The 26086-nt window shown below is 38.6% G+C and carries 32 protein-coding genes; 14 read left to right on the top strand and 18 right to left on the bottom strand.

Annotation, left to right across the window (positions count from 1 at the left end):
• The first annotated feature begins 22 nt into the window (after nt 1-22).
• The 7 genes from WAO84_RS14810 (at nt 23) to WAO84_RS14780 (ending at nt 5655) form a co-directional block, all read left to right on the top strand.
• A complete protein-coding gene (locus tag WAO84_RS14810) occupies nt 23-1285 on the top strand; it encodes an NAD(P)/FAD-dependent oxidoreductase (RefSeq protein WP_340066777.1) in 1263 nt (420 codons plus the stop codon).
• A 339-nt stretch (nt 1286-1624) separates the two neighbouring features.
• Nucleotides 1625-2395, top strand: a complete 771-nt coding sequence (modA, locus tag WAO84_RS14805) for a molybdate ABC transporter substrate-binding protein (RefSeq protein ID WP_340066776.1) — start codon at nt 1625-1627, stop codon at nt 2393-2395.
• A 1-nt stretch (nt 2396) separates the two neighbouring features.
• Complete coding sequence (locus WAO84_RS14800; RefSeq protein ID WP_340066775.1) at nt 2397-2792, top strand: TOBE domain-containing protein; 396 nt, start codon at nt 2397-2399, stop codon at nt 2790-2792.
• Entirely contained in the window at nt 2789-3463 is a 675-nt protein-coding gene (gene modB, locus WAO84_RS14795; RefSeq protein WP_340066774.1) for a molybdate ABC transporter permease subunit, read from the top strand. The genes WAO84_RS14800 and modB overlap by 4 nt, the downstream gene beginning before the upstream one ends.
• Nucleotides 3460-4332 carry an ATP-binding cassette domain-containing protein gene (locus WAO84_RS14790; protein ID WP_340066773.1) on the top strand — a complete coding sequence of 291 codons (873 nt, stop codon included), beginning with the start codon at nt 3460-3462 and terminating at the stop codon, nt 4330-4332. Before modB ends, WAO84_RS14790 begins: the two co-directional genes overlap by 4 nt.
• A 139-nt stretch (nt 4333-4471) precedes the next feature.
• On the top strand, nt 4472-5356 hold the full coding sequence (locus tag WAO84_RS14785; protein WP_340066772.1) for a DnaJ C-terminal domain-containing protein: 885 nt from the start codon (nt 4472-4474) through the stop codon (nt 5354-5356).
• Nucleotides 5357-5364: 8 nt separating this feature from the next.
• Nucleotides 5365-5655, top strand: a complete 291-nt coding sequence (locus tag WAO84_RS14780; protein WP_340066771.1) for a chaperone modulator CbpM — start codon at nt 5365-5367, stop codon at nt 5653-5655.
• A 220-nt stretch (nt 5656-5875) separates the two neighbouring features.
• Here WAO84_RS14780 and WAO84_RS14775 read toward each other — a convergent pair whose 3' ends face one another.
• Nucleotides 5876-6325, bottom strand: coding sequence for a hypothetical protein (locus WAO84_RS14775; RefSeq protein ID WP_340066770.1), 450 nt, complete (start codon nt 6323-6325; stop codon nt 5876-5878).
• Between the two features lie 225 nt (nt 6326-6550).
• On the opposite strand from WAO84_RS14775, the gene trxB reads away from it, so the two are divergent.
• The 3 genes from trxB to WAO84_RS14760 all read left to right on the top strand — a co-directional run bounded on the left by trxB (nt 6551) and on the right by WAO84_RS14760 (nt 12288).
• Nucleotides 6551-7519, top strand: a complete 969-nt coding sequence (gene trxB, locus WAO84_RS14770; RefSeq protein WP_340066769.1) for a thioredoxin-disulfide reductase — start codon at nt 6551-6553, stop codon at nt 7517-7519.
• A 182-nt stretch (nt 7520-7701) separates the two neighbouring features.
• Nucleotides 7702-10791: a SusC/RagA family TonB-linked outer membrane protein gene (locus tag WAO84_RS14765; protein ID WP_340066768.1), complete on the top strand. Its 3090-nt coding sequence runs from the start codon at nt 7702-7704 to the stop codon at nt 10789-10791.
• Nucleotides 10792-10794: 3 nt separating this feature from the next.
• Nucleotides 10795-12288, top strand: coding sequence for a SusD/RagB family nutrient-binding outer membrane lipoprotein (locus tag WAO84_RS14760; RefSeq protein ID WP_340066765.1), 1494 nt, complete (start codon nt 10795-10797; stop codon nt 12286-12288).
• 54 nt (nt 12289-12342) lie between these two features.
• Here WAO84_RS14760 and WAO84_RS14755 read toward each other — a convergent pair whose 3' ends face one another.
• The 6 genes from WAO84_RS14755 to WAO84_RS14730 form a co-directional block, all read right to left on the bottom strand.
• A complete protein-coding gene (locus tag WAO84_RS14755; protein ID WP_340066764.1) occupies nt 12343-13392 on the bottom strand; it encodes an aminotransferase class I/II-fold pyridoxal phosphate-dependent enzyme in 1050 nt (349 codons plus the stop codon).
• Nucleotides 13389-14405 (bottom strand): dipeptide epimerase, encoded by a 1017-nt coding sequence (locus WAO84_RS14750; RefSeq protein ID WP_340066762.1) that lies wholly within the window; start codon nt 14403-14405, stop codon nt 13389-13391. The genes WAO84_RS14755 and WAO84_RS14750 overlap by 4 nt, the downstream gene beginning before the upstream one ends.
• A gap of 118 nt (nt 14406-14523) precedes the next feature.
• Complete coding sequence (locus WAO84_RS14745) at nt 14524-15252, bottom strand: head GIN domain-containing protein (RefSeq protein WP_340066760.1); 729 nt, start codon at nt 15250-15252, stop codon at nt 14524-14526.
• Between the two features lie 58 nt (nt 15253-15310).
• Nucleotides 15311-16972 (bottom strand): PspC domain-containing protein, encoded by a 1662-nt coding sequence (locus WAO84_RS14740; RefSeq protein ID WP_340066759.1) that lies wholly within the window; start codon nt 16970-16972, stop codon nt 15311-15313.
• Complete coding sequence (locus WAO84_RS14735; protein WP_340066758.1) at nt 16969-17307, bottom strand: PadR family transcriptional regulator; 339 nt, start codon at nt 17305-17307, stop codon at nt 16969-16971. Before WAO84_RS14735 ends, WAO84_RS14740 begins: the two co-directional genes overlap by 4 nt.
• 99 nt (nt 17308-17406) lie before the next feature.
• Nucleotides 17407-17877, bottom strand: coding sequence for a DUF4870 domain-containing protein (locus tag WAO84_RS14730; RefSeq protein WP_340066757.1), 471 nt, complete (start codon nt 17875-17877; stop codon nt 17407-17409).
• A 145-nt stretch (nt 17878-18022) separates the two neighbouring features.
• Between WAO84_RS14730 and WAO84_RS14725 the strand changes: the two genes are divergently transcribed.
• Together WAO84_RS14725 and WAO84_RS14720 are read left to right on the top strand one after the other, a co-directional pair.
• The gene (locus WAO84_RS14725; protein ID WP_340066756.1) at nt 18023-18478 is read left to right on the top strand and encodes a DUF4442 domain-containing protein; all 456 of its coding nucleotides are present in this window, start codon (nt 18023-18025) and stop codon (nt 18476-18478) included.
• A 78-nt stretch (nt 18479-18556) separates the two neighbouring features.
• Nucleotides 18557-19354, top strand: a complete 798-nt coding sequence (locus tag WAO84_RS14720) for a TIGR00266 family protein (RefSeq protein ID WP_340066755.1) — start codon at nt 18557-18559, stop codon at nt 19352-19354.
• A 6-nt stretch (nt 19355-19360) separates the two neighbouring features.
• On the opposite strand, the gene WAO84_RS14715 is transcribed toward WAO84_RS14720, so the two are convergent.
• Entirely contained in the window at nt 19361-20620 is a 1260-nt protein-coding gene (locus WAO84_RS14715) for a D-alanyl-D-alanine carboxypeptidase (RefSeq protein ID WP_340066753.1), read from the bottom strand.
• Nucleotides 20621-20774: 154 nt separating this feature from the next.
• On the opposite strand from WAO84_RS14715, the gene WAO84_RS14710 reads away from it, so the two are divergent.
• Nucleotides 20775-20975, top strand: a complete 201-nt coding sequence (locus tag WAO84_RS14710; protein WP_340066751.1) for a hypothetical protein — start codon at nt 20775-20777, stop codon at nt 20973-20975.
• A 136-nt stretch (nt 20976-21111) separates the two neighbouring features.
• Here the strand turns inward: WAO84_RS14710 and WAO84_RS14705 are convergent, their stop codons facing one another.
• From WAO84_RS14705 to WAO84_RS14660, 10 genes are all read right to left on the bottom strand, one after another.
• On the bottom strand, nt 21112-21336 hold the full coding sequence (locus WAO84_RS14705) for a hypothetical protein (protein ID WP_340066750.1): 225 nt from the start codon (nt 21334-21336) through the stop codon (nt 21112-21114).
• 20 nt (nt 21337-21356) lie between these two features.
• Nucleotides 21357-21533, bottom strand: coding sequence for a hypothetical protein (locus tag WAO84_RS14700; RefSeq protein ID WP_340066748.1), 177 nt, complete (start codon nt 21531-21533; stop codon nt 21357-21359).
• A gap of 340 nt (nt 21534-21873) precedes the next feature.
• Nucleotides 21874-22044: a hypothetical protein gene (locus WAO84_RS14695; RefSeq protein WP_340066747.1), complete on the bottom strand. Its 171-nt coding sequence runs from the start codon at nt 22042-22044 to the stop codon at nt 21874-21876.
• 539 nt (nt 22045-22583) lie between these two features.
• Nucleotides 22584-22784 carry a hypothetical protein gene (locus WAO84_RS14690; protein WP_340066746.1) on the bottom strand — a complete coding sequence of 67 codons (201 nt, stop codon included), beginning with the start codon at nt 22782-22784 and terminating at the stop codon, nt 22584-22586.
• A gap of 34 nt (nt 22785-22818) precedes the next feature.
• Entirely contained in the window at nt 22819-23022 is a 204-nt protein-coding gene (locus WAO84_RS14685) for a hypothetical protein (protein WP_340066744.1), read from the bottom strand.
• 27 nt (nt 23023-23049) lie between these two features.
• Nucleotides 23050-23262, bottom strand: a complete 213-nt coding sequence (locus tag WAO84_RS14680; RefSeq protein WP_340066743.1) for a hypothetical protein — start codon at nt 23260-23262, stop codon at nt 23050-23052.
• Nucleotides 23263-23334: 72 nt separating this feature from the next.
• Complete coding sequence (locus WAO84_RS14675) at nt 23335-23499, bottom strand: hypothetical protein (RefSeq protein ID WP_340066741.1); 165 nt, start codon at nt 23497-23499, stop codon at nt 23335-23337.
• 287 nt (nt 23500-23786) lie between these two features.
• A complete protein-coding gene (locus WAO84_RS14670) occupies nt 23787-23963 on the bottom strand; it encodes a hypothetical protein (protein ID WP_340066740.1) in 177 nt (58 codons plus the stop codon).
• Nucleotides 23964-24247: 284 nt separating this feature from the next.
• The gene (locus WAO84_RS14665) at nt 24248-24457 is read right to left on the bottom strand and encodes a hypothetical protein (RefSeq protein WP_340066738.1); all 210 of its coding nucleotides are present in this window, start codon (nt 24455-24457) and stop codon (nt 24248-24250) included.
• Nucleotides 24458-24524: 67 nt separating this feature from the next.
• Complete coding sequence (locus WAO84_RS14660; RefSeq protein WP_340066737.1) at nt 24525-25469, bottom strand: LysR substrate-binding domain-containing protein; 945 nt, start codon at nt 25467-25469, stop codon at nt 24525-24527.
• Nucleotides 25470-25583: 114 nt separating this feature from the next.
• Here WAO84_RS14660 and WAO84_RS14655 point away from each other — a divergent pair, with 114 nt between their 5' ends.
• Nucleotides 25584-26063 (top strand): Dps family protein, encoded by a 480-nt coding sequence (locus tag WAO84_RS14655; protein ID WP_340066736.1) that lies wholly within the window; start codon nt 25584-25586, stop codon nt 26061-26063.
• Nucleotides 26064-26086 lie beyond the last annotated feature (23 nt).

Raw genomic sequence — 26086 nt, 5'->3', positions numbered from 1 at the left:
AATTAAGCAAAATCAAAACAAGATGAAAACGCACTATCAAATACTTATTATAGGAGGTGGTACCGGGGGGATTATGACTGCGGCGAGGCTGCTAAAAAAAAGCCCTTCTTTAGATATTGGTCTTCTCGAACCCTCAGATACACATTATTACCAGCCCGCGTGGACCCTGGTAGGCGCCGGCACATACGATTATAAAAAAACAGCAAGGCCTATGCACTCCATAATACCCAAAGGCGTTGACTGGATAAAAGATAAAGCTACCGGTTTTGACCCCGAAAACAATAGCGTAACCACAGAAAACTCGGGTAATATTAGTTACGATTATTTAGTAGTTTCTCCCGGTCTGGTTATGGATACTTCTCTTATTGAAGGTCTTACAGAAGCTCTCGGAAAAGGAGTAGTTTGCAGTAATTATACAGATCCCGAACATACCTGGGAAGTGATCCGTAATTTTAAAGGAGGTAACGCCGTGTTTACACAACCTACCACTGCCATAAAATGCGGGGGCGCTCCGCAAAAAATAGCATATCTCGCAGCAGATTATTTCAGAAAAAAAGGAATTGCCGGGAAAACCAATGTTGTTTTTGCGACCCCGGGCTCTGTGATCTTTGGAGTAAAACCCATTAGAGAAACACTAATGAAAGTAATTCATCGTTACGGTATCCATTTCAAACCTTTTTATGCTCCCTATAAAATAGATGGAGAAAAACAGATTGTATATTTTAAGAATACAGCACCCGAAGAAAACAAATGTGTAATTGTTGAAGATAATACTTTGGGAGAGCGCATAAGTGGAGAATCAATCATAGAACTGCCTTACGACCTGTTGCACCTGGCACCTCCGCAAACAGCACCTTTATTTGTGAAAAATTCAGTCCTTGCCAATAAAGACGGCTGGCTTGATGTGGACCATTTTACGCTTCGTCACAATACCTATAAAAATATTTTTGGATTAGGAGATGTAGCTGGTTTGCCCACGGCAAAAACCGGTGCAGCCATCAGGAAACAGGTACCTGTACTGGTAGATAATATTCTCACTTTAATAGCGCATAACACGTTGAGTAATAAAACCTACCAGGGGTATTCTTCGTGCCCTCTGGTAACCGGTTATGGTAAAATGGTACTGGGAGAATTTGATTATACAGGTAATTTTACACCAGATCCTAAGCTTAAGCGCATGTTGGTTTTTAATAGCGATAAAGAACACTGGCGGCTCTGGATCCTTAAAAAATATATATTGCCTTATTTTTACTGGCATAAAATGCTTAAGGGAAAAGATGTTTAATAAGTATCGTATTCCTATCTAAAAATCAAAATCGTTTGCCTTTAAAGCCAGAAAATATTCAGTTTTAGGCATAGTGATATAAATTAACGTAGAAACAGTTCCCGGCATACTTAATTTATTTCTTCATCATACTTTTGTATATACTCAAATTAAGAGGTGTAACAGTCATGGGTTAAAATACAACTATAAGTACTTTCAAGACACCACCTTAAACCATTTAAAAAAGGTTTAGTGCCTGAAATACTTGTTTTCATACCCGTAAGATGACAAAACATAATATCATGGGTTATCTGGTTTTATTCTATATTTGAAAGAATTGTTTAATTATAGATAAAGCTATTGAAAGGTATCCGACTACTGCATGTTTTCTTTATTAGTGCCTCGATTTTTCTTCAATCCTGTGGAGAGAGAGAATCTGAGGAAATCACCGTTGCGGCTGCGGCCAATATGCGTTTTGTAATGGAAGATCTCACTACGTTGTTCACGAAAGAAACCGGGATTATCTGTAATTTGGTTATCGCATCTTCCGGAAAGTTAACAGCACAAATAAAAGAAGGAGCTCCTTATGATATATTCATCTCTGCCGATATGAAGTATCCTGATTTTTTATATGCCCAGGGCCTTACCACAGGACCACCGCAAGTGTATGCTTATGGAAAACTGGTTTTATGGACTGCTTACCACGATCAGGTTCCTTCTATGGAAAGGCTTATTGATGAAAATGTAAAACATATTGCTGTGGCACAAACAGAAACGGCTCCTTATGGCAGAGCCGCCCTGGAAGCGATAAAACGAAAAGGATATTTAGAAAAAATACAGAACAAACTCGTGTATGCAGGCAGTATCTCTCAGGTAAATCATTTTGTGTCTTCTCAATCGGTAGATGTGGGGTTTACATCTCTCTCTACTGTTCTTTCTCCCGATTTACACACTTTAGGGTCGTGGGCAGAAGTTCCGGATAATTTATATGAGCCTATTGTACAGGGTTTGGTTTTGCTCAAAAGTAAAGAAGGAACCGTAAAGAAAGAAACTCAGAAGTTTTATGAGTACTTATCTACCAATACCGCCTTAAGCGTTGTAAAGAAATATGGGTACATAACCGCATTGTGAAATGAATATACTCAAAGGAGATATCACAAACAGAGAAAGTGCAGGGCACCTTACACGCGTAACGATACAGGTAAAAGGTTGTGAAATGAAAGTATTGGTAATAGATACTGCCTCCGCCGGCTATCTTCAGGAGAAAAAAGATGTCACCTTATATATAAAAGAAACCGAGGTTATTCTTACCGAACCTAACCAAATAAAAACGAGTATAGATAATTGTTTTCCGGGAGAAGTGAGACAAGTAGATCAGGGAAAACTGCTTAGCAATCTAATACTGGGCACTCCTTTGGGTGAGGTAACCTCCCTGATTTTCACAGACGTGGTAAATACATTATCGTTAAAGAAGGGAAGTAAGGTGTTCGTAATGATACGAAGTACAGATATAATGCTATCGGAATGAGTTTTTGGGACCCTTTATTATTGTCTTTAAAATTAGCAGTAATTACTACAGCCATCCTGTTTTTGGTTTCACTGCCACTTGCCAACTGGCTGGCTTTCTCCAAAAGCAGAACGAAAATTGTTGTAGAAGCCCTGGTAAGTATGCCCCTGGTACTGCCTCCTACGGTCTTGGGCTTTTATTTACTACTGGCCTTTAGCCCTTCTAATGCTTTTGGAGAATGGCTGGATCAATGGCTGGGAATTCAGCTTATTTTCTCATTTGAGGGTTTAGTACTCGCCTCAGTAATATATAGCCTCCCCTTTATGGTACAACCTATTCAGTCCGGATTATCGGCCTTACCGGTATCACTTAAAGAAGCCTCCTATGTATTGGGAGCATCCCGATTACGTACTTTTTTTAGTATTCTTTTACCCAATGTTAAAAGATCTCTATTAACGGGAGGTATTTTGTCATTTGCTCATACTATAGGTGAGTTTGGAGTAGTACTTATGACCGGTGGAAATCTCCCGGGGAAAACCAGAGTGGCTTCTATTGCTATTTATGACAAAGTCGAGGGGCTTGATTACACAACTGCAAATACGTATTCACTCATTTTATTTGCAGTAGCCTTTAGTATTTTGCTTTTGGTGTATATATTAAACGGCACCTATTTTAAACCGGTATCCAAATGATAGAGCTCACACTCAAAAAAAAATTATTCTCAGCAAAGGGTAGTATGGACCTCTATATGGAACTGTTTGTTAAAAAAGGGGAACTGGTTACTTTTTTTGGAGAATCAGGAGCGGGAAAGACCTCGGTATTGCGAATGTTGGCAGGGTTAATGACTCCTGACGAGGGGTATATTGCTGTTAATGAACGTACGTTTTTTGACAGTAAAAGAAACATCAACCTCCCACCTCAAAAAAGAGACATAGGGTACGTTTTTCAGGATTTTGCATTATTTCCTCATTTAACGGTGAAACAAAATCTGCTTTATGCCAGAGACCGCGATACTTCTGCGTCAATTGTACAGGAGCTTTTGGAAGTCATGGGGCTTACCGGATTACAGCACAAAAAGCCTTCTGTTTTATCCGGGGGCCAGCAGCAGCGGGTAGCTTTAGCAAGGGCTTTGGTACGTAAACCTTCTGTACTTATGTTAGATGAGCCTTTGTCATCCCTTCATGAAGAGATGCGTTATAAATTGAGGGAGTACTTACTACAACTTCATCAGGAACTATCATTAACCCTGTTGCTGGTGAGTCATGATATAGGGGATGTAGTAAGCCTTTCTAATAAAGTACTGGTACTGGAAGAAGGAAAAGTAGTGAAGTCGGGAGATCCGTTAGAAGTATTTTCGAATACACGCATAAGCGGAAAATTTCAGTTTACCGGGAAAATACTTGCTATTGAAAAAGAGGACATTGTTTTCGTAATTACAATTCTTGTAGGGAAAGACCTGGTGAGGGCGGTCGTACCCGAAGCAGAGGCGCTTGCATTGGCACCGGGTGATACGGTACTGGCAGCATCAAAAGCGTTTAGTCCTATTCTTAAAAAAATTTAATTTGTAAAGTGATTTAAAGACGGTACGGAAACGTGTTATTTTTTCAATTATATCTTATTTTTGAAGTACCAGTCACCAACAGAAATCATTACAAAGCATTCTGTATAATTAAAAAAGGTGTATTGAATACATAGTATATATGGAGTTTATAGATTATTACGAGGTTTTAGGGATTGCGAAGAATGCCACACAGGAAGAAATTAAGAAAGCTTACAGAAGGCTGGCCAGGAAGCATCACCCGGATGTAAACCCTAATGACAAAGATGCGCAAAAACGCTTTCAGCAAATAAACGAAGCCAATGAAGTGTTAAGCGACCCGGAGAAAAGGAAAAAGTATGATGAATACGGGAAAAACTGGGAGCATGCGGAAGAGTTCGAAAAAGCAAAACGGGCACAAAAACAGTATCAAGAACCTTTTACCTATTCCGGTCAGGCATCTGGTGCAGATTTTTCAGATTTTTTTGAAGCCATGTTCGGCAGAGGGTTTTCTTCCGGATCCCGGCAAACGAGGTTTCGCGGCCAGGATTACAATGCAGAATTAAGCCTGTCGCTAAGTGAAGTATATCGTACCCACAAAAGAGTGATCACTATAAACGGTAAAAACATTCGTATTACTATTCCTGCCGGAATAGAAAACGGACAGACCATAAAAATTGGGGGGTATGGAGGCCCTGGTGAAGGCGGAGGGAGTGCCGGAGATCTATACATAACCTTTGCCATTGTAAACGATACTCCTTTTAAAAGAGAAGGAGATGCTCTATACAAAACAGAAGAAGTAAAGTTAACTACAGCTGTTTTAGGTGGTGAAATAATAATAGATACTTTTGACGGAAAAGCAAAACTTAAGATAGCTGCCGGTACCCAAAACGGTACAGTGGTAAAACTGAAAGGAAAAGGGTTTCCAAAGTATAAAAAAGAAGGCCAGTTTGGAGATCTTTTCATTACCTGGAAGATTAAGATCCCTGAAAATCTTACTCCGGAGCAGGAAGAATTGTTTAAAGAACTGAAAAAAACCAATGTTTAAGGTATATAATGAAAGCAGAAGAGTATATAAAGTTAACAGAGTTTTGCCAAACATATAGTATTGATTATACTTTCGTAGAGGCTTTAGAAGAGTCATGTTTAATACGGTTTACAACTATTCATAGTGAGCGTTGTGTTTTTAACAAAGACCTCCCGTTATTGGAACGCCTGACACGAATACATAAAGAATTGGGTGTTAATTTTGAAGGCGTAGAAACCATTTATTATATGTTGAACCGAATGGAAGAAATGCAGCAAGAGATATTGCGGCTCCAGAACCGTATATCCAGACTTGAATAAACCGGGATTTAAACACCACTCCTACCTATATAAAGAGCAAGATGCTGGCAATTGAAGGCCTTGCTATTGAAATTGCAGATATACAAGCCCAATTTAAACTATCGCAAAGCCAGTGAGAAGGTAATCATACCAGCGTCATTCGGCATTTGGAAAAAACAAATGATCCACAGGTATATGAGATCGTTTCAGAAATGAAAAAAAATATCAAAAAGAAAAAGAGTTAATTCGAGATACGCCGGTAGTTTTCTGAGAAGAGGCGATTTCCTTCACCGTCCGTTGTAATTTGCTGGTAATAGTTTTTTCTTAACAGCAACTCAAAATTAAACACCCTCATGGTATCTACAATACCCATCATAGAGGCAGAGCCGTATTCAAGTGTTTCCGTAAGAGTTGAGTCTGTAGTAGTATAGGAACCATACCCAAACCATTCTATGGAGTCTTTGGGTACATATCGCGTCCACATTACTTTTCCTTTATAAAACATTTTGATCTGGCGATAGCCATCACTGTTGTCTATGGTATCTATGATCTCCATGCCTTCATACGAATATTGATTTATAAGTTCCCATGTACCCTCTATACGATAAGGCATATCAGGCTGTACCTGTTCATAGAGCAGTAAGGGAAATCCAAGAAAGCATATATATAAGGTATGAACTAATGTTTTCATAGGGAGTAATTATAAATTTGATTTTCAAAAGGTTAGGTGTTTTAAATTTACAAAAAAATATACAAAGTTAAAAGAAAGTACCTATACTTTTCCCGGGTTCTGTATGCTTTAATGACTGTTTTGTTACGGCTTGTATATAGCAACTTTTAATGGTTTGTGTGTAAGCTTTTGTTTAAAAAAGCTACTTTTGTTATGTAAACCATAATATAAATCAAGAAATAGTATATGTCTGATTCAGTTGAGAGAATAAAATGCCTGATTATTGGTTCCGGTCCTGCGGGATATACGGCGGCTATTTATGCTGCCAGAGCAGATATGAAGCCTGTAGTATATACCGGTATGGAGCCTGGAGGACAATTGACAACGACTACTGAAGTTGAAAACTTTCCGGGATACCCTGATGGTATTGACGGGCCCGCTATGATGGTAGAGCTTCAGAAGCAGGCAGAACGTTTTGGTACCGATGTGCGAATTGGTATGGTAACCTCAGTAGAATTTAGTGATGTACCCGGGGCCTATCATAAAATTGTAGTAGATAACAACAAGCATTTGGAAGCCAAAACCGTTATCATAAGTACCGGAGCTACCGCCAAGTATTTAGGGTTGCCAAGCGAACAGCGTTTACGGGGCGGAGGTGTTTCTGCCTGTGCAGTTTGCGATGGCTTTTTCTATAAAGGGCAGGATGTAGCTATAGTAGGAGGAGGAGATACCGCGGCAGAAGAGGCTACCTATCTGGCTAATATTTGTAGAAAGGTGACCATGCTGGTGAGAAAAGGAGAAATGAGAGCTTCCAAGGCCATGCAGCATAGGGTTAATAATACGCCTAATCTAGAAGTACGTTATTTTTCTGAGGTAGATGAAGTATTGGGAGATCAAGTAGTAGAAGGGCTTCGTATCGTTAATAACCAGACCGGAGAAAAAGACGAGATAGAAATAACCGGCCTTTTTATAGCCATAGGGCATAAACCCAATACCGATATCTTTAAAGGACAATTAGATATGGATGATACCGGATATATTATTACACCGGGAAAATCAACCAAAACCAATAAACCAGGAGTATTTGCCAGTGGCGATGTTCAGGATAAAGAATACCGTCAGGCAGTTACCGCAGCCGGTACGGGTTGTATGGCAGCGCTCGATGCAGAGCGTTACCTGGCAACAGTAGAATCTCCTCAGGAAGTTACCAGTTAAGACTAAACTTTACACATATTTTAAGGTAAAACCATTATATTGATATGGTTTTACCTTTTTTATTTATTTTTAACATATTACTTGAATAATTCGTAAAAATAGATTTACTTTTTAATTAAAAGGGGGGTTATTGTGGAAAAACATGTAAATTTAATTCATCATAACCAATTTTTTTCAAACCTATGAAGTTAAAAGTATTAACAATACTTTTTTTGTTTACTGCTGTTTGGTCGTATGGGCAAACAATAACAGGAAAAGTAACTGACCAATCTGGTGTGCCGCTACCCGGCGTTTCAATTGTGGTAGAAGGTACAACCAACGGAACATCGACCGATTTTGATGGTAATTTTATTATCAATGCCCGTCCGGGCGACAAACTCATATTCTCTTTTATAGGGCTTGAAACCCTTACCGTTACCCTGGGATCTGAGAGCACCTTGAGCATTATTATGAAAGAAGATGCTACCCAGTTGGGGGAAGTGGTGGTAACCGCTCTGGGTATAAAAAAGGAGAAGAAATCTGTAGGGTATGCTATTCAGGAAATAGGGGCAGACGATCTTACACGGGATAACCGTGGTGATGTGCTCGGTGCCATACAGGGAAGAGTAGCCGGGGTTACTATTAATGCATCTGGGGGTGCTGCCGGAGCAGGTTCTAACATTGTGATAAGAGGGATTACCTCACTCAACCCCAATGGAGATAATCAGCCTTTATTTATTATTGATGGTATTCCTGTGAGTAATGATACATTTACCGGAAGCTTATTACCCAGCACAGGTTCCAATTCTCCCTCTTCCTCAGAGCAGTTTTCATTCACCAACCGGGGAGCAGACATTAATCCTAATGATGTGGAGAGTGTGTCTATCCTTAAGGGGCCTGCAGCGACTGCTTTATATGGGTTGCGAGCTGCCAATGGAGCTGTTGTGATCACTACTAAGCGAGGTGCCAGCGGAGATCTTAAGTTTAACCTTAGAACTTCTTTTGGATGGAATGAAGTTAATAAAACCCCTGACGTGCAAAGGCAATACAGAGAAGGTTTTAACGGAGAACCGGTTTCTTTTGATGACCCTACCGCTCCCGGAGGATACCGGTATGCAGATGGTTTTAGTTTTGGGTTCTGGAGTTTTGGACCCGAATACGGTCCGGAAGATCGCTTTTTTGATAATTTCAGAGACTTTTTCCGAAAAGGCTATTCTTCAAATAACTCTTTTAACTTAAGCGGAGGAAGTGATAAACTTACCTATTTTGCATCATTATCCCGTATTGATGACCAGGGTATAGTACCAAACACATTTTTTGACCGTACCACACTTAAGTTCTCAGCCAATTATAAAGTAAGTGAAAAGTTTTCCATAGAACCTTCCATATCATACATCATCTCAGATGGAAGGTTACCTAACGGAGGGGATAAATCAGTCATGAGTTCCTTATCTTATTGGTCGCCAACCATAGATGTAAATGACTATCTGGTTAACGGAGAAGAAAAAAATTATACCAATGGTATTGTAGATAACCCGCGCTACTTTGCAGAAGTAAGTTCGCTGGATTCAAGAGTAAACAGGATATTGGCGAATGCCAGTTTTCGTTACAACCCCTATAACTGGTTAAACCTCCAGTTTCAGGTAGGGGTTGATAATTACCACGATAACCGCAGGCGCTTTGTGCCACCTGATATTGATCCGGGCTCAGCCGCTCAGGGTTTTATAGTAGAAGAAGCCCTTAATTACAATGAGATAAACTCAAACTTTTTCGCAACATTTACACATGAGTTCTCTGAGGACTTTAAGGGATCATTATTACTGGGAAACCAGATTACTGAGATTACCACCCGCAGAGTCACTAACCGTGCAGAAGGACTCAACCCCAATAGCCTGAATGAGTTTGACAGTGCCAACAACTTTTTTAATCAGGTGTTTGGAACAAAGCGCCAGATTGTAGGTCTTTTTAGTGACTTGAGGCTCGAATATAAAAATACTCTTTTCTTAAATATTACAGGCCGTAACGACTGGTCCTCAACCCTGCCGAAAGAAAACCGCAGTTTTTTCTATCCGTCAGTCAACCTGAGTTATATACTCTCTCAAACCCTTAAGGATCAGGGAATGTTGCCAGATTTCCTTACCTATGCAAAATTCAGGGCTTCCTGGGCCGAAGTGGGTAAAGATGCCCCTGCTTATCTAGGGATTTATTTTGACGAACCGTTAAACTTCCCTTTTAGCGATGGCAATACTAATGGTTTTTCCAGAGATACACAGGGAGCCACAGCAAACTTAAAACCGGAAAGAACCGAAGCCTATGAGTTTGGAACCGAAATGAAATTCTTTAACAATCGCTTTGGTTTTGATTTTACCTATTATAATCAAACCAGTAAAGACCAGATATTACCGGTTCCGGTGGCTCAAAGCTCCGGGTTTTCAACCTTTGTTCTCAACGCCGGAGAAATTGAGAATCGCGGATACGAGTTACTGGTAAATGTGGTACCCGTTAGGAATAATGATTTTCAATGGAGTATAGATGTTAACTGGTCTAAAGTAAACAGTGAAGTACTTTCCCTGCCTAACGAAATTGATGAAATTATATTTGCAGACAGTGGCTTCCCCGGAGTGATATCTAAACTGGTAGTGGGAGGTGCTCCAGGAGATCTGTTTGGCTTTACCTATAATTATAATGATGATGGTGAACGTATTATTGAACCAGACGGCTTGCCAAGAATAAATACTTCTGAAAGAGTAAAAGTAGGAAGTGCCATTCCCGACTGGCTGGGCTCTGTGATCAATACGGTTTCCTGGAGAGGTGTAACACTCTCATTTATGTTAGAAAGAAAACAAGGAGGCGATGTGTATGATTCCGGACAACGAAACGGAATACGTAACGGAGTACTGGCCATTACAGGCCTTCGTAACCAGGAAGTGATTCTTGACGGGGTTTTTGCTGATGGAACGCCTAATAATGTGCCGGTTTTTATAGATCAGAACTATTACCGTAATTCTGCGGTTTACAACAGAGCTTCTGAGATACTTGTGGAAGATGCTTCCTGGTGGCGTTTGCGAAATGTAACTCTTTCGTATGATCTCCCGGCCAAACTTATGGATAAACTTCCTTTTGATACGGCTACCTTTAGCTTTACAGGAACAAACCTCTGGCTCGATACCCCTTTTAGAGGGTATGACCCCGAAGGTACACAGTTTAGTGCCGGTTCTAATGCTTTTGGCTTTACCGGGCTTAATATACCCAATACAAAAAGCTATTTTTTCGGTGTTAATTTAAACTTTTAGGAAATGATGAAATTATTAAGATATAGTTTATTCACCGCACTAGTATGCTTACTCATAGTAAGTTGCGATGATTTTTTTAATGATAATATAGACCCTAATAAAAAGGGAGAAGAGCAGGTAACTGAAGCAGAACTACTCACCCCCGGTATTTTTTATACCGCCCGGGCACAATATAATGCGGCCTTTGGTATGTGCCAGTACTCGCAGCAGCTGGCTTCATATTTTACCCCGGGTACAGATACCCATGAAGAGGTGCAGTTAACAGGTGCCTGGACCGCAATTTACCTGGAGGCACTGCCAGATCTCAATACATTGGTTCAAAGAGCCCAGGTAAATGGTTCGCCATCCTATGAAGGTATTGCGAAGATATTAATTGCCACTAATATTGCTTTAGCGACTGACCAATGGGGGGCAGTGCCTTTTTCCCAGGCGACCATTGGGGAAGAAGATTTTACACCTTCTTTTGACGCTCAGGAAAATATATATCCTGTTATTGTTAATTTACTGGATGAAGCCATAACACTTCTCAATCAAAATGATACCTCCGGCCTGGTTGTAGAAGAAGACGATCTCATTTTTGGAGGAGATCTTTCCAAATGGATTAAAACAGCTTACGCTTTAAAAGCACGATATGCTATTCACCTTACCGAAGTAGATCAGAATACGGCGGTTACTGAGGCATTGGAGAGTATTGCCAACAGTTTTGACAGTAATGCCGATGATTATCAATTAGTGTATAACAGCAGAAATTTTAATCCCTGGAATGCCGGGGTAGCACTCCCAAACAATACCGGGAATCTTTCCGTTCTTTTATCAGATCAGTTAGTGAGCCTTATGGACGGGACGTCTATTCCCTTTAATTCTGTAACCGTTGACCCTCGACTGGAACGTATTTCGAGTATAAATACGGAAACCGAAGATTCTTTTACCGGCGCGGTAAACGGAACAGGCGGGGAAGATGCAGAAGGCAACAGCGCTACAGCAGACCTGGGAGAAGAAGATTTTTATTCGTCTCAGGCAGCACCATTGATCATTATGAGCTACGCCGAGTTGAAGTTTATTGAAGCCGAAGCGTTGTTTCTGCAAAACGGAGGTACTCCTACCTCAACAGGAACTTCGGCAGGGGCGTATAACGCCTATCTTGAAGGGATACGCGCCAATATGGATAAGCTGGGAGTACCCGTTGGTGAAAAAGAAGCCTACCTTGCAGATACTTCAATAGCGGTTGGAGCAGACAACCTTACACTGGCACTGATCATGCGAGAGAAATTTATAGCTACTTTTCTCAACGCAGAGTCTTTTGTAGATTTAAGAAGATATGATTTTGACCCTAATGTTTTTGTTGGGCTGGAGCTGCCTGAAAACCATGAAATTATACTTAATGGGGAATGGGTGCGCAGAGCACAGTATCCTGCATCCGAACAAACGCGTAACGGAGTGGAGGTAGAACTTGTAATGGAAAACCTTGACGTAGGAGTATGGTGGGATCGTGACTAATATAACTCAATATGAAATCTGTAAAGCGCCGTTCCCAAAAAAGAACGGCGCTTTTTACTGATAAAAAGAGTTAATGGCTGCTGCCAGAATATCGATATCACGCTCTGTATGCATGGCACTTAATACAATACGATTAATAAGATCTGAATTTTCATTAGGATATCTGAAACTGGTGATCTCTATCCCGCGACTTCTCAGGAATTCAATAAGCTTTTTATCAGAAAAAGTAAAAACGGGGTACGTTTTTAAATACGATAATCCGTGTCCGGGAAGTATTAGCGAATGAAACCGCTTTATATGCGAGTGTAATAAGGCCTGTTGTTGTCTAAACAAAACAATGCTCTCCAGCAGAGTAGCTATGGAAGCGGGCGATGCAGGGCTGGAAGCAATGAACATTTCCTTTTTTTGCAATGATTCTATTCTTTTTTGCATACCGCAAATAACCCCCGCCTGTATGCCAAACCCTTTTCCCAAAGAGCCACAAACAATAAGTTCTAAAGGATGAAACGCTTTTAAGGTACGTGCCACTCCGCAACCGTCAGGCCCGAGAACACCAAAACCATGTGAATCATCTGCTACCAGTATAATTTTTTCAAGGGGTAGTGTTTTAAGCCAGGCAAATGAAGGGTAGTTATCTCCCGAGCTTATTACAGAATCAAAAAAAACTACTGGTATTTGTGGTTGCCCCGATGCGATGTGATTTTTTATCTCAGAGATAAGTGTATCAAAACTTCCGGCATTAAATGAATTTATTGAATGTAAGGAAGAATGGGTTTCGGGAGCATAATAACATGTGAACTGAGGTTTGTGAAAGTAGGAGGCAAGCAACTGGCCGGCAAGATAACCGGAAGATACAGTTAGAGCACTTTCATTACCCGTAAACTTGGCAAGAAAAGTGGCTGCTTTCTCATAAATGGAAAGCCGTACATTTGCCATGCCGGAAGCGGCATAACCTGTTCCATAGATCTTAATATTATTTTGATAGGTTTCCTGGTATTCGGGAAGTGTTTGCAATCCCAGATAAGCGGTACCACCAAAATAAAGCCAGGTTTTGCCTTGGGATTGAAAAGTTCTCCCGGGAAAGGTATCTATTTCATGTATCATCCTTTTAGTAAATTTATGCCACTACCTCCTTCCCTCGAAAAGATCACTTTTCCATTAGCTTCAATAGAAACTCCTGTAGCAATATCTTCTTTTAAGAGAAGGGCTCCATCCATGTCAACATAATCTAACTGAGGTAACAACTGCGCAATGGCTGAGATGCCAACGGTAGATTCGGTCATACAGCCTACCATTATTTTAAGCCCTGAACTTTTGGCATTGGCAATCATCCTTCTTGCCGGAGTGAGTCCGCCGCATTTCACCAGTTTAATGTTTATACCGTGAAAATGACCTTTACATAGGTCCACATCAGATTCCAGGATACAGCTTTCATCAGCAATAACGGGAAGAACACTTTTTTCCATTACTTTTTTCATACCGCTCCAGTTATCGGCTTTTAAGGGTTGCTCAATGAATTCTACTCCCAGTTCTTTTAAGGCTATAGCATTTTCAATGGTTTCTTCAGGAGACCATGCACAATTGGCATCTACCCGGAATATGGCGTCTGTGTGGGCTCTTAACTCTTTAATGATCTCTACATCATGATCTGTACCCAATTTTATTTTATAAAGGGGCCAGGGCTTTTCTTTCATTTTCTCAATCATTTTTTCAATAGAAGCAATACCAATGGTATAATTAGTTACCGGATAGGTATCAATGGAGGTGTTCCATAAGCTATAGAGCGGTCTTCCCTGTATTTTACCAAAGAGATCGTTGGCCGCAAGGTCTAAGGCACAAATGGTGAAATTAGAGAGTGGGAGGGAACACAGAAAAGCATGAAAATCTTCGGGTGTGGTAAAATCGTATAACTCTAACTTTTCTTTTACATCTTCTATTTCACCTGCCATTAATTGAGTAGTGATTTTGTAATAAGGGTTTGCTGTAGCTTCTCCATACCCTGTATGGCCTTTATGGTGCATACATACAATAAGGGTATTTTGTGTATCATGCGATTCGCGGGAAATGGTAAAGGTGTGCGCAAGCTTTAATGTAAAGCTTTTGGTTTCTATTCTCATAAAATTGACTTTGTATAACGAAGATAGGGAAAAGCACAGAGCTATTTTATAAAAAAACACCGTTGCTTGCAACGATGTTTTTTCAGGTTAACTAGGAACTTATAAAAGGTTGGTTGTTTTATTGTTGGGAAACACTTCCTGATGAAGATTTATTCTTTTTTACGATTTCCGGGTTTCCTAGATAATTAATATCTGCACCGCTGCTGGCTGAAGCAGACAGTTCTTCGGTAGCATTTACAATAATGTCTGCACCGCTACTGGCTTCTGCAATACATTTTTTAACCGTTAGCTCCCGGGCATTGATATTACTGCCGCTACTGGCATCGGCAATAAGTACATTTGCTGTACCACTTACTTTAATATCTGCACCACTGCTGCTGTCGCAATTTACCTCAGAAGCGGCTACTTCAACTTTCAGATCACTACCACTGCTGGCATCGAGAATAAGATTATCGGCAGTAATTACACCTTTGCCATAAAGGTCTGCTCCACTATTGCTATACAATGCCTTTACTTCGGGTAAACGCACGTGAACTTTTTTAGATTTGGCTCTGCCAATACGCTCTTCCGTGTGTATTTTTAAAACTCCGTTACTGATATCTGTACGAATGTATTCAATGATGTTTTCATCGGCTTCTACTTCAACAGCCATATTATCACCTTGTTCTACATATACATCGAGTCCTTCGGTTGCTTTTACCGTGTGAAAGTCTTCTGTTACATTTCTTTTTTCGCTTACTACGTTCCCATTTCCTTTTTTACCTTCTCCTATATTAATATCCCAGTTGCAGGAAGCAAAAAATAAGGAAACCAGTGCCGTAATTAAGATTTTGGTTACAGTTGTCATAATGTTTGTTTTTGTGATTGAGTGTAAAAGTGTTAAAGCTAAATTAGTAATTATTGGTTTATATCCTAACGGTTTTTTGGTCTTTGTTAGGTAAAGTGTCGTTTTTAATTTGCTGATTATCTTGGTCTTGGGTGTTTTCTTTATATTCTGAAGGGCAATCAAGACATTTGAGTTCGCCGTCTTCTCCCATTTTCCAGATGTGTCCTGCTATACCGCTTCTATAATAGTTCTGATCATTTTTGGTACCTCGCCCCATAAATGAACTTACTGACGCATCCAGCATTACGATAGCTCCCGTAGGAATATAGATATCGGTATCTACTTCCTGATCCCGAAACTTGTTTTTCACGGGAGTAGTCAGGTAGGTATTGAGAAATATTGTATTACCACGGGTTTCGTATTCATATTCTATTCCCGAGGCACGCTTTTTAGCGATATCATAAGAACCGCCGTGTGCCTCTTTTCGAACTTTTATAATAAAGTCGGCATCTGTGGTATGGCGTATGTTAAGATCAACGTCTTTTGACCATATTTTTTCATTTCCGTCTTCATCACGTATCATATCGAAGTCACTGTTACGATAGTAACGATCTTCATATGTACTTTCTTTATTCATTTTAATAATAATAGTGTCATTTACAGACAGTGTTAGTATTTCTTCACTGGTTACGGTTTCTTCAAAAGCATATTCTGAAGCCTGTCTTACTCCTGCCATGAGTATAATGATTATAGAAATTATCCAGAGCCCGAGCAGGGAAAATTTAGCAACGTTTCCAATAGATTTCAGGTTGGTAACCAGTATCTTAAGTCCTAAATAGAACAAAAAGAAGAATGGGATCCCTACAGCAAAGAAAACCAACAGAGATATAAGCCAGATAGGTACTCCCGAGGTATTAAACACATCTACAAAATCAACTCCTGGAATATGAATAATATCGGCAAACCCTACGGTAAACATACCTATAAAAAGCCCTATTAAAGTGGCTGCTCCGGTAATAAGCAGGACAACCCCAATAAATTTACCGATAACTTTAAAGAAAAACATGATGATATTTCCAATGGTATCAAAGAACGAGCGGGAACTTGATTTTACTTTCTTGCCCACTTTTTCATAATCGACATTTTTCACTTTTTCGCTGACATCGTCAAAACTTTCTTTAATTTTTTTTTCAATATTACTTATGTTCACCGGCTCGCCTTTCATGGCGAGCTTGCGAGCTGTGGTATTGGCTTCAGGGACCAGTATCCAGAAAAGGATATAAGCAATAAAACCAAAACCGGTAAATACGGCAAATAATATGAAAGCCAGGCGTATCCAAACAGGATCGATACTTAGATAATGCCCTAAACCTGAACAAACCCCTCCTATAAATTTGTCATCAAGATCCCGATAAAGCTGTTTTGCTTCTGTTTTTTGACGGTGTGGCCGTGGAGGTGAATCTTCAAAGATATCTTCATCTACCAGATAATCTTCCGGTTGCCCCATAATGGTGATTACTTCCTCAACTTCTTTAATACTAATGACCTGTCGGTCATGTTGTATTTTTTCTGAGAATAGTTCAGAGATGCGTGCTTCAATATCTGATATGATCTCATCGCGCCCCTGTGTAGTAGAAAACGAACGTTTTATAGCCTCTAAATAACGCTGAAGCTTAGCATACGCGTCCTCGTCTATATGAAAAAACGTTCCTGCCAGATTTATGTTAATTGTTTTGTTCATTGTTCGTGTTTTTGACTAGTTACCAGGTTGACCGCGTTTTGCAGTTCATCCCAGGTGATGGTTAATTCCTTTAGAAATATTTTTCCTGTTTCGGTTAATGTATAGTACTTTCGGGGTGGTCCCGAAGAAGACTCTTCCCAACGATAGTTGAGTAGTCCTGAGTTTTTGAGCCTGGTAAGTAAAGGGTATATGGTTCCTTCAACCACCAGCATCTTAGCGTTTTTGAGCGTGTCTAAAATTTCTGAAGCATACTTATCCTGTTCTTTTAAAATGGATAATATACAGTATTCTAACACACCTTTACGCATTTGCGCTTTAGTGTTCTCAATGTTCATAGATCAGACTTTTAATAAGATTAAACTGTTCATTTTTTGATTGATTTGATTGATTTGATTGATGAATAATGGTCTGTTTATTTATTGATTGGATGAATGTTATTTAATAAAGTTTATAGTAAGCGGGTATCGGTACCAAACACCTTCTCCTGCTTTAAGAGCAGCTACAATACTGCATATAACATCAAGGGCAAAAATTACCAGGGCAAAAGCAGCGGCCAGCCCGAGAAATGGAAGGCCTCTTCTGAATTCAAAAAGACTGGAAAAGTCAAAATGTACATCGTGCGTATTGTGATCCAGTAAATTGGCAAACCCAATAAAGTCATGTGCAAAGAATATAAAGAATGGTATAGACAACAGGCCAATACATATACTGTATAAAAGAATGCTTATTTGAAAATTAAGCGCCTGTTTGCCGTGGTGGTCCATATATTCTGATTCCTCTTTTTTAGATATCCATAACACCAGTGGCACTATAAAATTCCCAAAGGGAATAAAGTACTTGGAAAAAGTGGACAAATGGGTGATGGTGGCCAGTGTTTTGTGATTTTGTGTGATTGATGATTCCATTACATATTATTTTCTTATGCAAATATATATCCAAAATAAGGTATTATGCAAAACATAGTACTAAATTTTAACAAAAATTTAAGAAAAAGTATATTTTTGACATGTAATTATTTTATCTATTTTAGGGCTTCTAAAAAGGAATGTTATGAGTTTGTCTCCAGCCCAGCTTAATAAGTTTTTAATGTTTAAACTCCCTTCTGCGTGGCTATGCGGAGTACGGGTACGATCGTTAAGTGCCACTACCTGTAAGGTGAGTGTAAAACATCGCTGGATCAATCAAAATCCTTTTAACTCTATGTTTTGGGCTGTACAGGGTATGGCGGCAGAACTTGCCACAGGCGCTATGGTAATTTCGGCTATTCGTATATCGGGCCAAAAAATATCAATGTTAGTGGCTAATAATAATGCTAATTTTTCTAAAAAGGCAACAGGAAGAATAACGTTTACCTGTGAAGACGGACACCTTATTGATGCTGCTATAAAAGAGACCATTGCTACCGGAGAAGGGCAAACCTTTTGGATGAGATCTACTGGTGTAAATGAAGAGGGGATAGTGGTTTCGACTTTCAATTTTGAATGGACCGTAAAGCTAAAATCCTAAAGTGCGTTAAGGGTACAGTTAATTCTCTTTGAAATTCATTCATATAGATCTAGAATCACATAAAAAACGAATACGATTATGACTACACATGAAATTGATTATTGTATTTACGGAGAAGAAATGCAATATGTTGAAATAGAACTTGACCCCCAGGAAGCCGTAGTGGCAGAGGCAGGAAGTTTTATGATGATGGATACCGGTATCAAAATGGACACTATTTTTGGCGATGGTTCCAATCAGGATAAGGGAGTTCTGGGAAAACTGTTTTCAGCCGGGAAGCGCTTGCTTACGGGAGAAAGCCTATTTATGACAGCTTTTCTCAATATAGATAGAAGTCGCAAAAAAGTAAGTTTTGCGGCGCCTTACCCGGGTAAGATCATTCCTTTAGATCTCACAGAACTTGGAGGGAAGTTTATATGCCAGAAAGATGCATTTTTATGTGCCGCAAAAGGAGTAAGTGTAGGTATAGAATTTTCCAGAAAACTGGGCCGTGGCTTTTTTGGGGGAGAAGGGTTTATCATGCAAAAACTGGAAGGTAGCGGAATCTCTTTTGTACATGCCGGCGGTACGCTGGCAAAAAAAGAACTTTTGGCAGGAGAAGTCATTAAAGTAGATACCGGTTGCCTTGTAGGCTTTACACAAACAGTAGATTATGACATTGAGTTTGTTGGAGGTGTACGGAATACCGTTTTTGGTGGAGAAGGCTTGTTTTTTGCTACTTTGCGGGGTCCGGGAATAGTATATATACAATCATTACCTTTCAGCCGACTTGCAGGAAGAGTATGGGCAGCTGCACCTCAGGGAGGTGGTAAAGACAAAGGAGAAGGAAGCCTTTTGGGAGGACTGGGAAATCTGCTTGATGGCGATAACCGATAATCGTTTTTAATAGCGTTCCCTTACGTAGGTGAGTAGCTGTACTGCCTGATCTTTTATTTCATTAGTAGGTATTTTATAGTGATTGGCCATAAAACTAAAGAAAAGTGTTTTCCCCGATTTAGTTACGAGATACCCGCTAAGGCAATAATTGTTACTGAAATATCCCGATTTTGCATAAATGCTTCTGGGCTGTGAACCAAAAGTTCCATCTGTATTATTACCAATAGGAAAAAACTGATATAAGCGTTCCCTGTTGATCAAATGATACAATTTTCCCAGTATATAAATAAAAGATTCCGGTGTGAAAAGATTATATCTGGAAAGTCCTGAACCATCTACCCATCGTGGTTTTTGAGGAATATCATTTAGAAGTGAATCCAATGAATAGGCAATCGTTTTTTTCACACTTAGCGTATCAGAAAAAAGTTGTGAAGATCCCAGTACCATCATTTGCTCAGCTAAAAAATTATCACTTTTTTCCATCATGCGCTTATAAAGGCTGTCTGAAGGGATGCTTCTCACTAAGTTTCCACTCACAGGGTATGGAGAATGACTTCCAGTGGCTACGTTTTTTCCAGTGAGTTGTGCTACTATTTTTTTTGTTAGTGAATCTCCTGTAATATAAGGTATATGAAGTGTATCACCGTTTAAAGGCACATGATAAAAGAGGTTTTCTCTGTAGGGTCGGGTATAAGGGGCTTCAGAAATAGTGGCATAATCTCTGAAAAGAGAAGGTTGTACCATAAGAGAATCTTCCCGGGTAAACGTTTCCACTACGTTCCCGTATAAAGGAAAAGCATTGCGTTCCGGCATGAAGTAAAACATATAATCTTCCCAGGACCAACCGGGGCCGTAGAGTTCATCTTTATAGGCAGACGTATTGATGAATACCGTACTGGCTTCGGTGCTTTTAATAAGTTGTATTGCTTTTTCCTGTTTGAAATAAGGGTGCAGTAAAGTAGGGTCGCCGGTGGGGTATATAAAAAGGGTATCTTTTTGTTCCATGTATCGAAAAGAGGGAACAGAGTCACCTAAAAGCCTAAGTGAGGTGTACAAAGTAAATATTTTGGTAGTAGAAGCCGGGTTAAAATACCGGTTGGCATTGTACTCCAGAATACTTTTATCTTTTTCGGGATCGTATATTTTAAACCCCAGGAGATAATTAGCCGTATGTGCATGCTCTAGGGCGTTGTTGCGAATAGTACGTTTTGATGTTGCACAACTGGCGATGAGTAAAAGAATTATAATACCGGTGACATATTTCATAAAACAGGAATTGATAAAAGATAGCGTAATACAGATTGCGAATACTAAGTTATAAGATTAACTTTTAAAGGGAAAATTTTAACTTTTTGAAAACAATAAATTCAAAGTTAAAGATGTTATTTAGAGGTATTATAAATGCTTAAAAGAAACACTTATGGCAAGAGCTATGTATGAGTACACTCAAACTATTTTGCAAAAAGTAAGTTTTGAACCAAAACTGTTTATAAAGGAACTTCAAAAGGCACTTAAGCGGTTGTTGCCTTATGAGATTGAAGAATTAAAAGAATGGCTTAAAGTGTATGTAAAAGACAGGCCAGAGCTAAATCACTGCCTGGTTTATATACATACCCAGTAAGTATTTTACAGTTCAGGATGCGGAAGAAGGTACATCTTTTGTAGTTTCAAACAGTTAGTTATACGATTTTTAATTTATTAGAATAAGCTCCAGATATAAACTATACCTGGAGCTTGTTTTTTATGATCTGTATGTTCTATGCTTCACATCCCCCCCTGCAGGAAGGAAAATCACTTATACAAGGATCGCGAAAAGAAATCGGAAACGGATCGCAGATACGGGGATCTGTAACACAGGTTCTTTGAAAAGTTTCAGGTAGCGGAATAGGGTCGCTAACCAACTTTCCTCCGGAAAGTGAGGAAAGATTACTTACAGTTATCCTGGACAGTGTAAGTTTTTTTAAAGTGATGTTCTTTTTCATTTTTATCAGAGTTTTAATGCTTATGGAAATTCACAGACGTTTTGGTCACGTGATACAGGGAAAAAACAAATAACCGGACTGGTTTCACAGTTGGGTTCAAACGTTTCGGAAAGCTGGAACCCTCCCGACAGTGCAGAAAGGTCACTTACGGTTTTCTTGGAAAGCCTGAGTTTCTTTAAGGAAATATTTTTTTTCATTTCAAACGTTTTTTAGTTTAATTGCCCAAACAGGTAGTATTGTTGAAAGTATCTGGAAAAAAACAGATTCTGGGATCAGTTTCACAATTGGGCTCAAAAGTTTTGGGAAGCTGTGTTCTATTACCACCCTTAACATTTGAGAAAGTACTGATCACGTTTTTTGAGAGTTTTAATGTTTTGAAAGATTTGCTTTTTTTCATAATATTTGATTTTAATTAATACTAAAATATTTTCTAAACCTATACCTGTAAGGGTTGGGATGATAGCTTTTCCAGAGTAAAGAAGTCACTATATAAATAATAATAAGAGATATTATAGGATTTCTTTATCTTACTAAAACTCATAAGTCACAAATAACACAACATCTAAAATCGGTAGTGGTCTGACATCTAAAATCTCCTGAAGTCTGGCAAACGGGAAGTGTATTAACGTTGCCTCCTTTGGGAGAAGACAGTGAACTAATCGTGTTTTTGGCAAGCTTTAGCCTTCGAATGGAAACTTTCTTTTTCATGATATAAAATTTAAGGGTTTAAAATTCAATATTTAGTAACGGTAAATCTGCCATATCATCACGGACGCGTGCAAAAAGGTACACAACTTATTTGTGTGTCACATGAGGTGTCTAAAGATCCTGGAAAACAAATAATTGGATTGGTAACACAACCCGGCTCCCGAGTTTTTTTATCAACATATAAGTTTCCTCCGTTTATTGCCGAGAGTGAACTTATTTTATTTTTTATGATCGGTAGTTTTGTAAATTTTTTTTTCTTTTTCATAGCAATATTTTTAGAGTACATAAACAAGTTTTAATTTGTTCTATAGTTAAGGACAAGTAGTGCCATCGGGATTTTCACACACTTTCGCACAATCTATAAATATGGATGTTTCGCAGGCATTACAATTACTTTGAGGCAGCCCACCTTTAACATGAGGTAAAGAACTGATCTTTCTTTTATTTAAAAAGAGATCTTTTGATAAGAACTTTTTTTTCATAAGTATTTGAAAAAAGAAGGCTAATTAAGTTATAAATAATTAGCCCTCGATTATTATTTACTCTATGGTACAAAGGTTCGGACAGGTGTGAAAGGTATCACACAAAGGAACGGATACCGGGTCACAAAGTACCGGGTTGGTTAAACAGGTTCTTTCAAGGGTTTCCGGAAATGGGAAACGGCCTCCTCTTTGATGCGTAAGTTTGCTTACCACCTTTTTAGATAGTATAAGTTTTTGAAAAGATTGCTTTTTTTTCATGATTTCTATTTTAAGTATGATATGTACTTTACTATTAAAACGTACAGATATCTCTTGAAGGAACAGCAAAATCATCACAATCCAGATTTCTGGTTTCATCAACCACACAATTAGTGCGATAGGTAAAACATGCAGCCACTCTTGGGTCGGTATAGGGCAATCCGCCCTTAACGGTATCTAAAGTACTAATGGTGCTTCTGAAAAGCTCCAGTTTTTGGTTGATTCTCTTTTTTTTCATAATTAGTATTTTATAAAGGTTTAATGATTAACCGGATACGCATATATTACCATTAGAAGGTGTATCATCCTGGCATCGTAAATCATTTACAGTCCATCTAATACAGTTCATAGGATGTGTAAAACAAGCCGCTATCCTGGGATCAGTAAGTTCCAACCCCCCTTTTATATCCTCTTTTTGAAGGCGACTGATGGTGTTTTTGCTAACGGTTAGTTTTTGGCTGATTTTCTTTTTTTTCATGTATTGGTAATTATAATTAGTTAAATGATACTTATGTATGGTACTAAACAGGTGGTCACACACGTATGGGTGCTAGCATCCTCCCGCAAAAGAAACAGGATCACATATCCTAATGTCGGACACACAACCTTCTACAGTAGGAAGCCCTTGATTATTTAACAATCCTCCTTTCAGGATAGAAATAGCACTGATGGTTTTCTTTGAAATACTGAGTTTTTTGCTTGAAAGCTTTTTCATTTGGTTACTTTTTTAGAAATATTACTATTATTTATTTAATGCTTCATTTGTTAGTTGAACGGGCTCACAGTGTGTACGATTACTGTCGCATGGCGGATCATAAGTCATGCATAAACAGGTGTTCCCTGTTTGTCCGGGTTGCAAGGTATGTATTTGATTATTTATTAAAAGAAATCCGCCTTTAATGTGGCTGATGGTTTCTTTAGACAGATGGAGTTTTTTGTGAAGATCTGATTTTTTCATTTTGTCGTTTAAAATTGTTAGTTAAAAATTATTTTGGATAAATATTATACAGGTATATTGGTCTCTTCACATAGAGTGAAGCCACTCTTACAGGGAGGACCTTCACTGGCACACAAACAGCTATCTTCTTTTGAAGCTCCTGAATGATCAATACCTCCTTGTAATGAAAGAATAGTTTGCTTTGAAATACTAAGCTTTTTCTTTTTTATATAGGTTTTCATAGCCTACAATATTATATGATTAAAACTTAAATTTAAGTAATATTTTACTACAAAATTTAAATTTAACATTAAAAAACAGGAGTTTAACACTCCCGTTTTTTTCGAAAAAGCTAATAAGTTGGTTTTAGCAAACCAATATTTAAGATAGGTTTATTTGGTAATAATAACACTTTAAAAATATGGAAAAAGATATAAGTAATAAAGGGGAAAAATCCTGATTTTCATGCGGATATATAAACAAAAAGCAGGGCGACAGCCCTGCTTTTTATCATGTTTTAATTAAATTAGGGACATTCAAAACTATCACCGGAAGAACACCAACAGTTGGATGCAATATCTCTTGACTGGGTCCAACAAACAGTTTCAATAGTAAGGGGTTGTGGCTCTGCCGGGTCACTGCCATTATGAGGAGGGCGCCCTCCATGAATGCCACTTAAATTACCAATTGTTTTTTTGTTTAACGATAAACTTTTTTTAACACTTTTTTTCTTCATTACGTTAATTTTTAGTTATTTAATAACTAAAAATACGTATTTTATTTATAAAAAAAATCCAGTTTTATTATTTCTTTTTTCCTACAGGGCTAATAATCCTAACATTATGAAAGGCAATGGCCCCTCTTATAATTCCCGATATAACATCCTTTAATGCCTCGATGATGTGTATTTTGAGTTCGCTTCTATGATAAATAAGGCTCACCTCTCTCGCGGGACTGGGATCGTTGAAAAAATGAAGATACTGTTTTTGTTCCTCAGGGAGATCTAAGGTATGTAAATAGGGTAGCAGTGTCATGCCGAGTCCTTCATTGGCCAGTTTAACCATAGTTTCAAAACTACCGCTTTCTAACTGAAAATGGTCATTACTGAAATTCTTTTGGTTACTGCAAAGATTTAGCACATGATTTCTGAAGCAATGGCCGTCTTCCAATAATAAAATATCATCTACATTGAGATCGGAAGTATTGATTTTTTCTGATGTGTGCAGTCTGTGATCATCTGGTATATAGCCTACAAACGGTTCATAATACAGAACTTTTTCCCTGATGTGATCATTTTGTAACGGAGTAGCCGCTATAGCTGCATCCAAATGCCCGTCTAAAAGCTTCTGAATAATAGCCTGTGTATGTAGTTCTTCTATTTTGAGTTTAACTTTAGGGTGTTTTTTAGAAAAACTTTTAAGGAACATAGGGAGCAAAGTGGGCATAATGGTGGGGATAATTCCCAGCTTGAACTCTCCACCTAAAAATCCTTTTTGCTGATCTACAATATCTTTAATGCGACCGGATTCATTTACAATGTTACGTGCCTGTTCCACTATTTTTTTTCCTATTTCTGTTAGTTGAATGGGTTTCTTACTTCTGTCAAAAATAAGTATGTCCAGCTCGTCTTCCAGTTTTTGTATTTGCATGCTTAATGTAGGTTGAGTAACAAAGCTTTTTTCGGCAGCCAGTGTAAAGTTTTTGTACTCTGCTACAGCCAAAACGTATTGAAGTTGTGTAATTGTCATTGCGATAGTTTAAGACAATAAAAATATAAAAACAATCGATAAAACTTATTATTTAAAACTATCTTTTTACGGTTAATTTTAAATTGTATTTCACAACCTTTAAAATATATTGATATGAGTGTAAATAGCCTTGGATTGGATGTATCCAAAACCGAAGAATTAATAAAAGATCTCAACAAACTATTAGCCAATTTTCAGGTGTATTACCAAAACTTACGGGGTATTCACTGGAACATAAAAGGAAAAGGTTTTTTTGACCTCCATGCCAAATTTGAAGAGCTCTATACCGATGCTCAATTAAAAGTAGATATGGTAGCAGAAAGAGTGCTTACGCTTGGGGGTGTGCCTTTACACACATTTAGTGATTACACAGAAGTTGCTGAAGTACCTGTAGGTAAAAACATTTCGATAGATGAAAAAGCGGTGACCCTGGTGGTAAACTCATTAACAGAATTATTGCAAATAGAACGCTATATCCTTGATAGATCTGGCGATTTGGGCGATGAAGGAACCAATTCTATGGTAAGTGACTTCATAAAGGAACAGGAAAAGACTATATGGATGATGAAAGCATGGCTCAATGAAAGTGTTTGAGTTATGACAAATAAAGAAAAGCC

The sequence above is a fragment of the Ascidiimonas aurantiaca genome (assembly GCF_037646345.1).
In the GTDB taxonomy this organism is placed as follows: Bacteria; Bacteroidota; Bacteroidia; order Flavobacteriales; family Flavobacteriaceae; genus Ascidiimonas; species Ascidiimonas aurantiaca.
The sequence above is the reverse complement of the archived record's forward strand: the minus strand, read 5'-3'. Positions and strand labels throughout refer to the sequence as shown.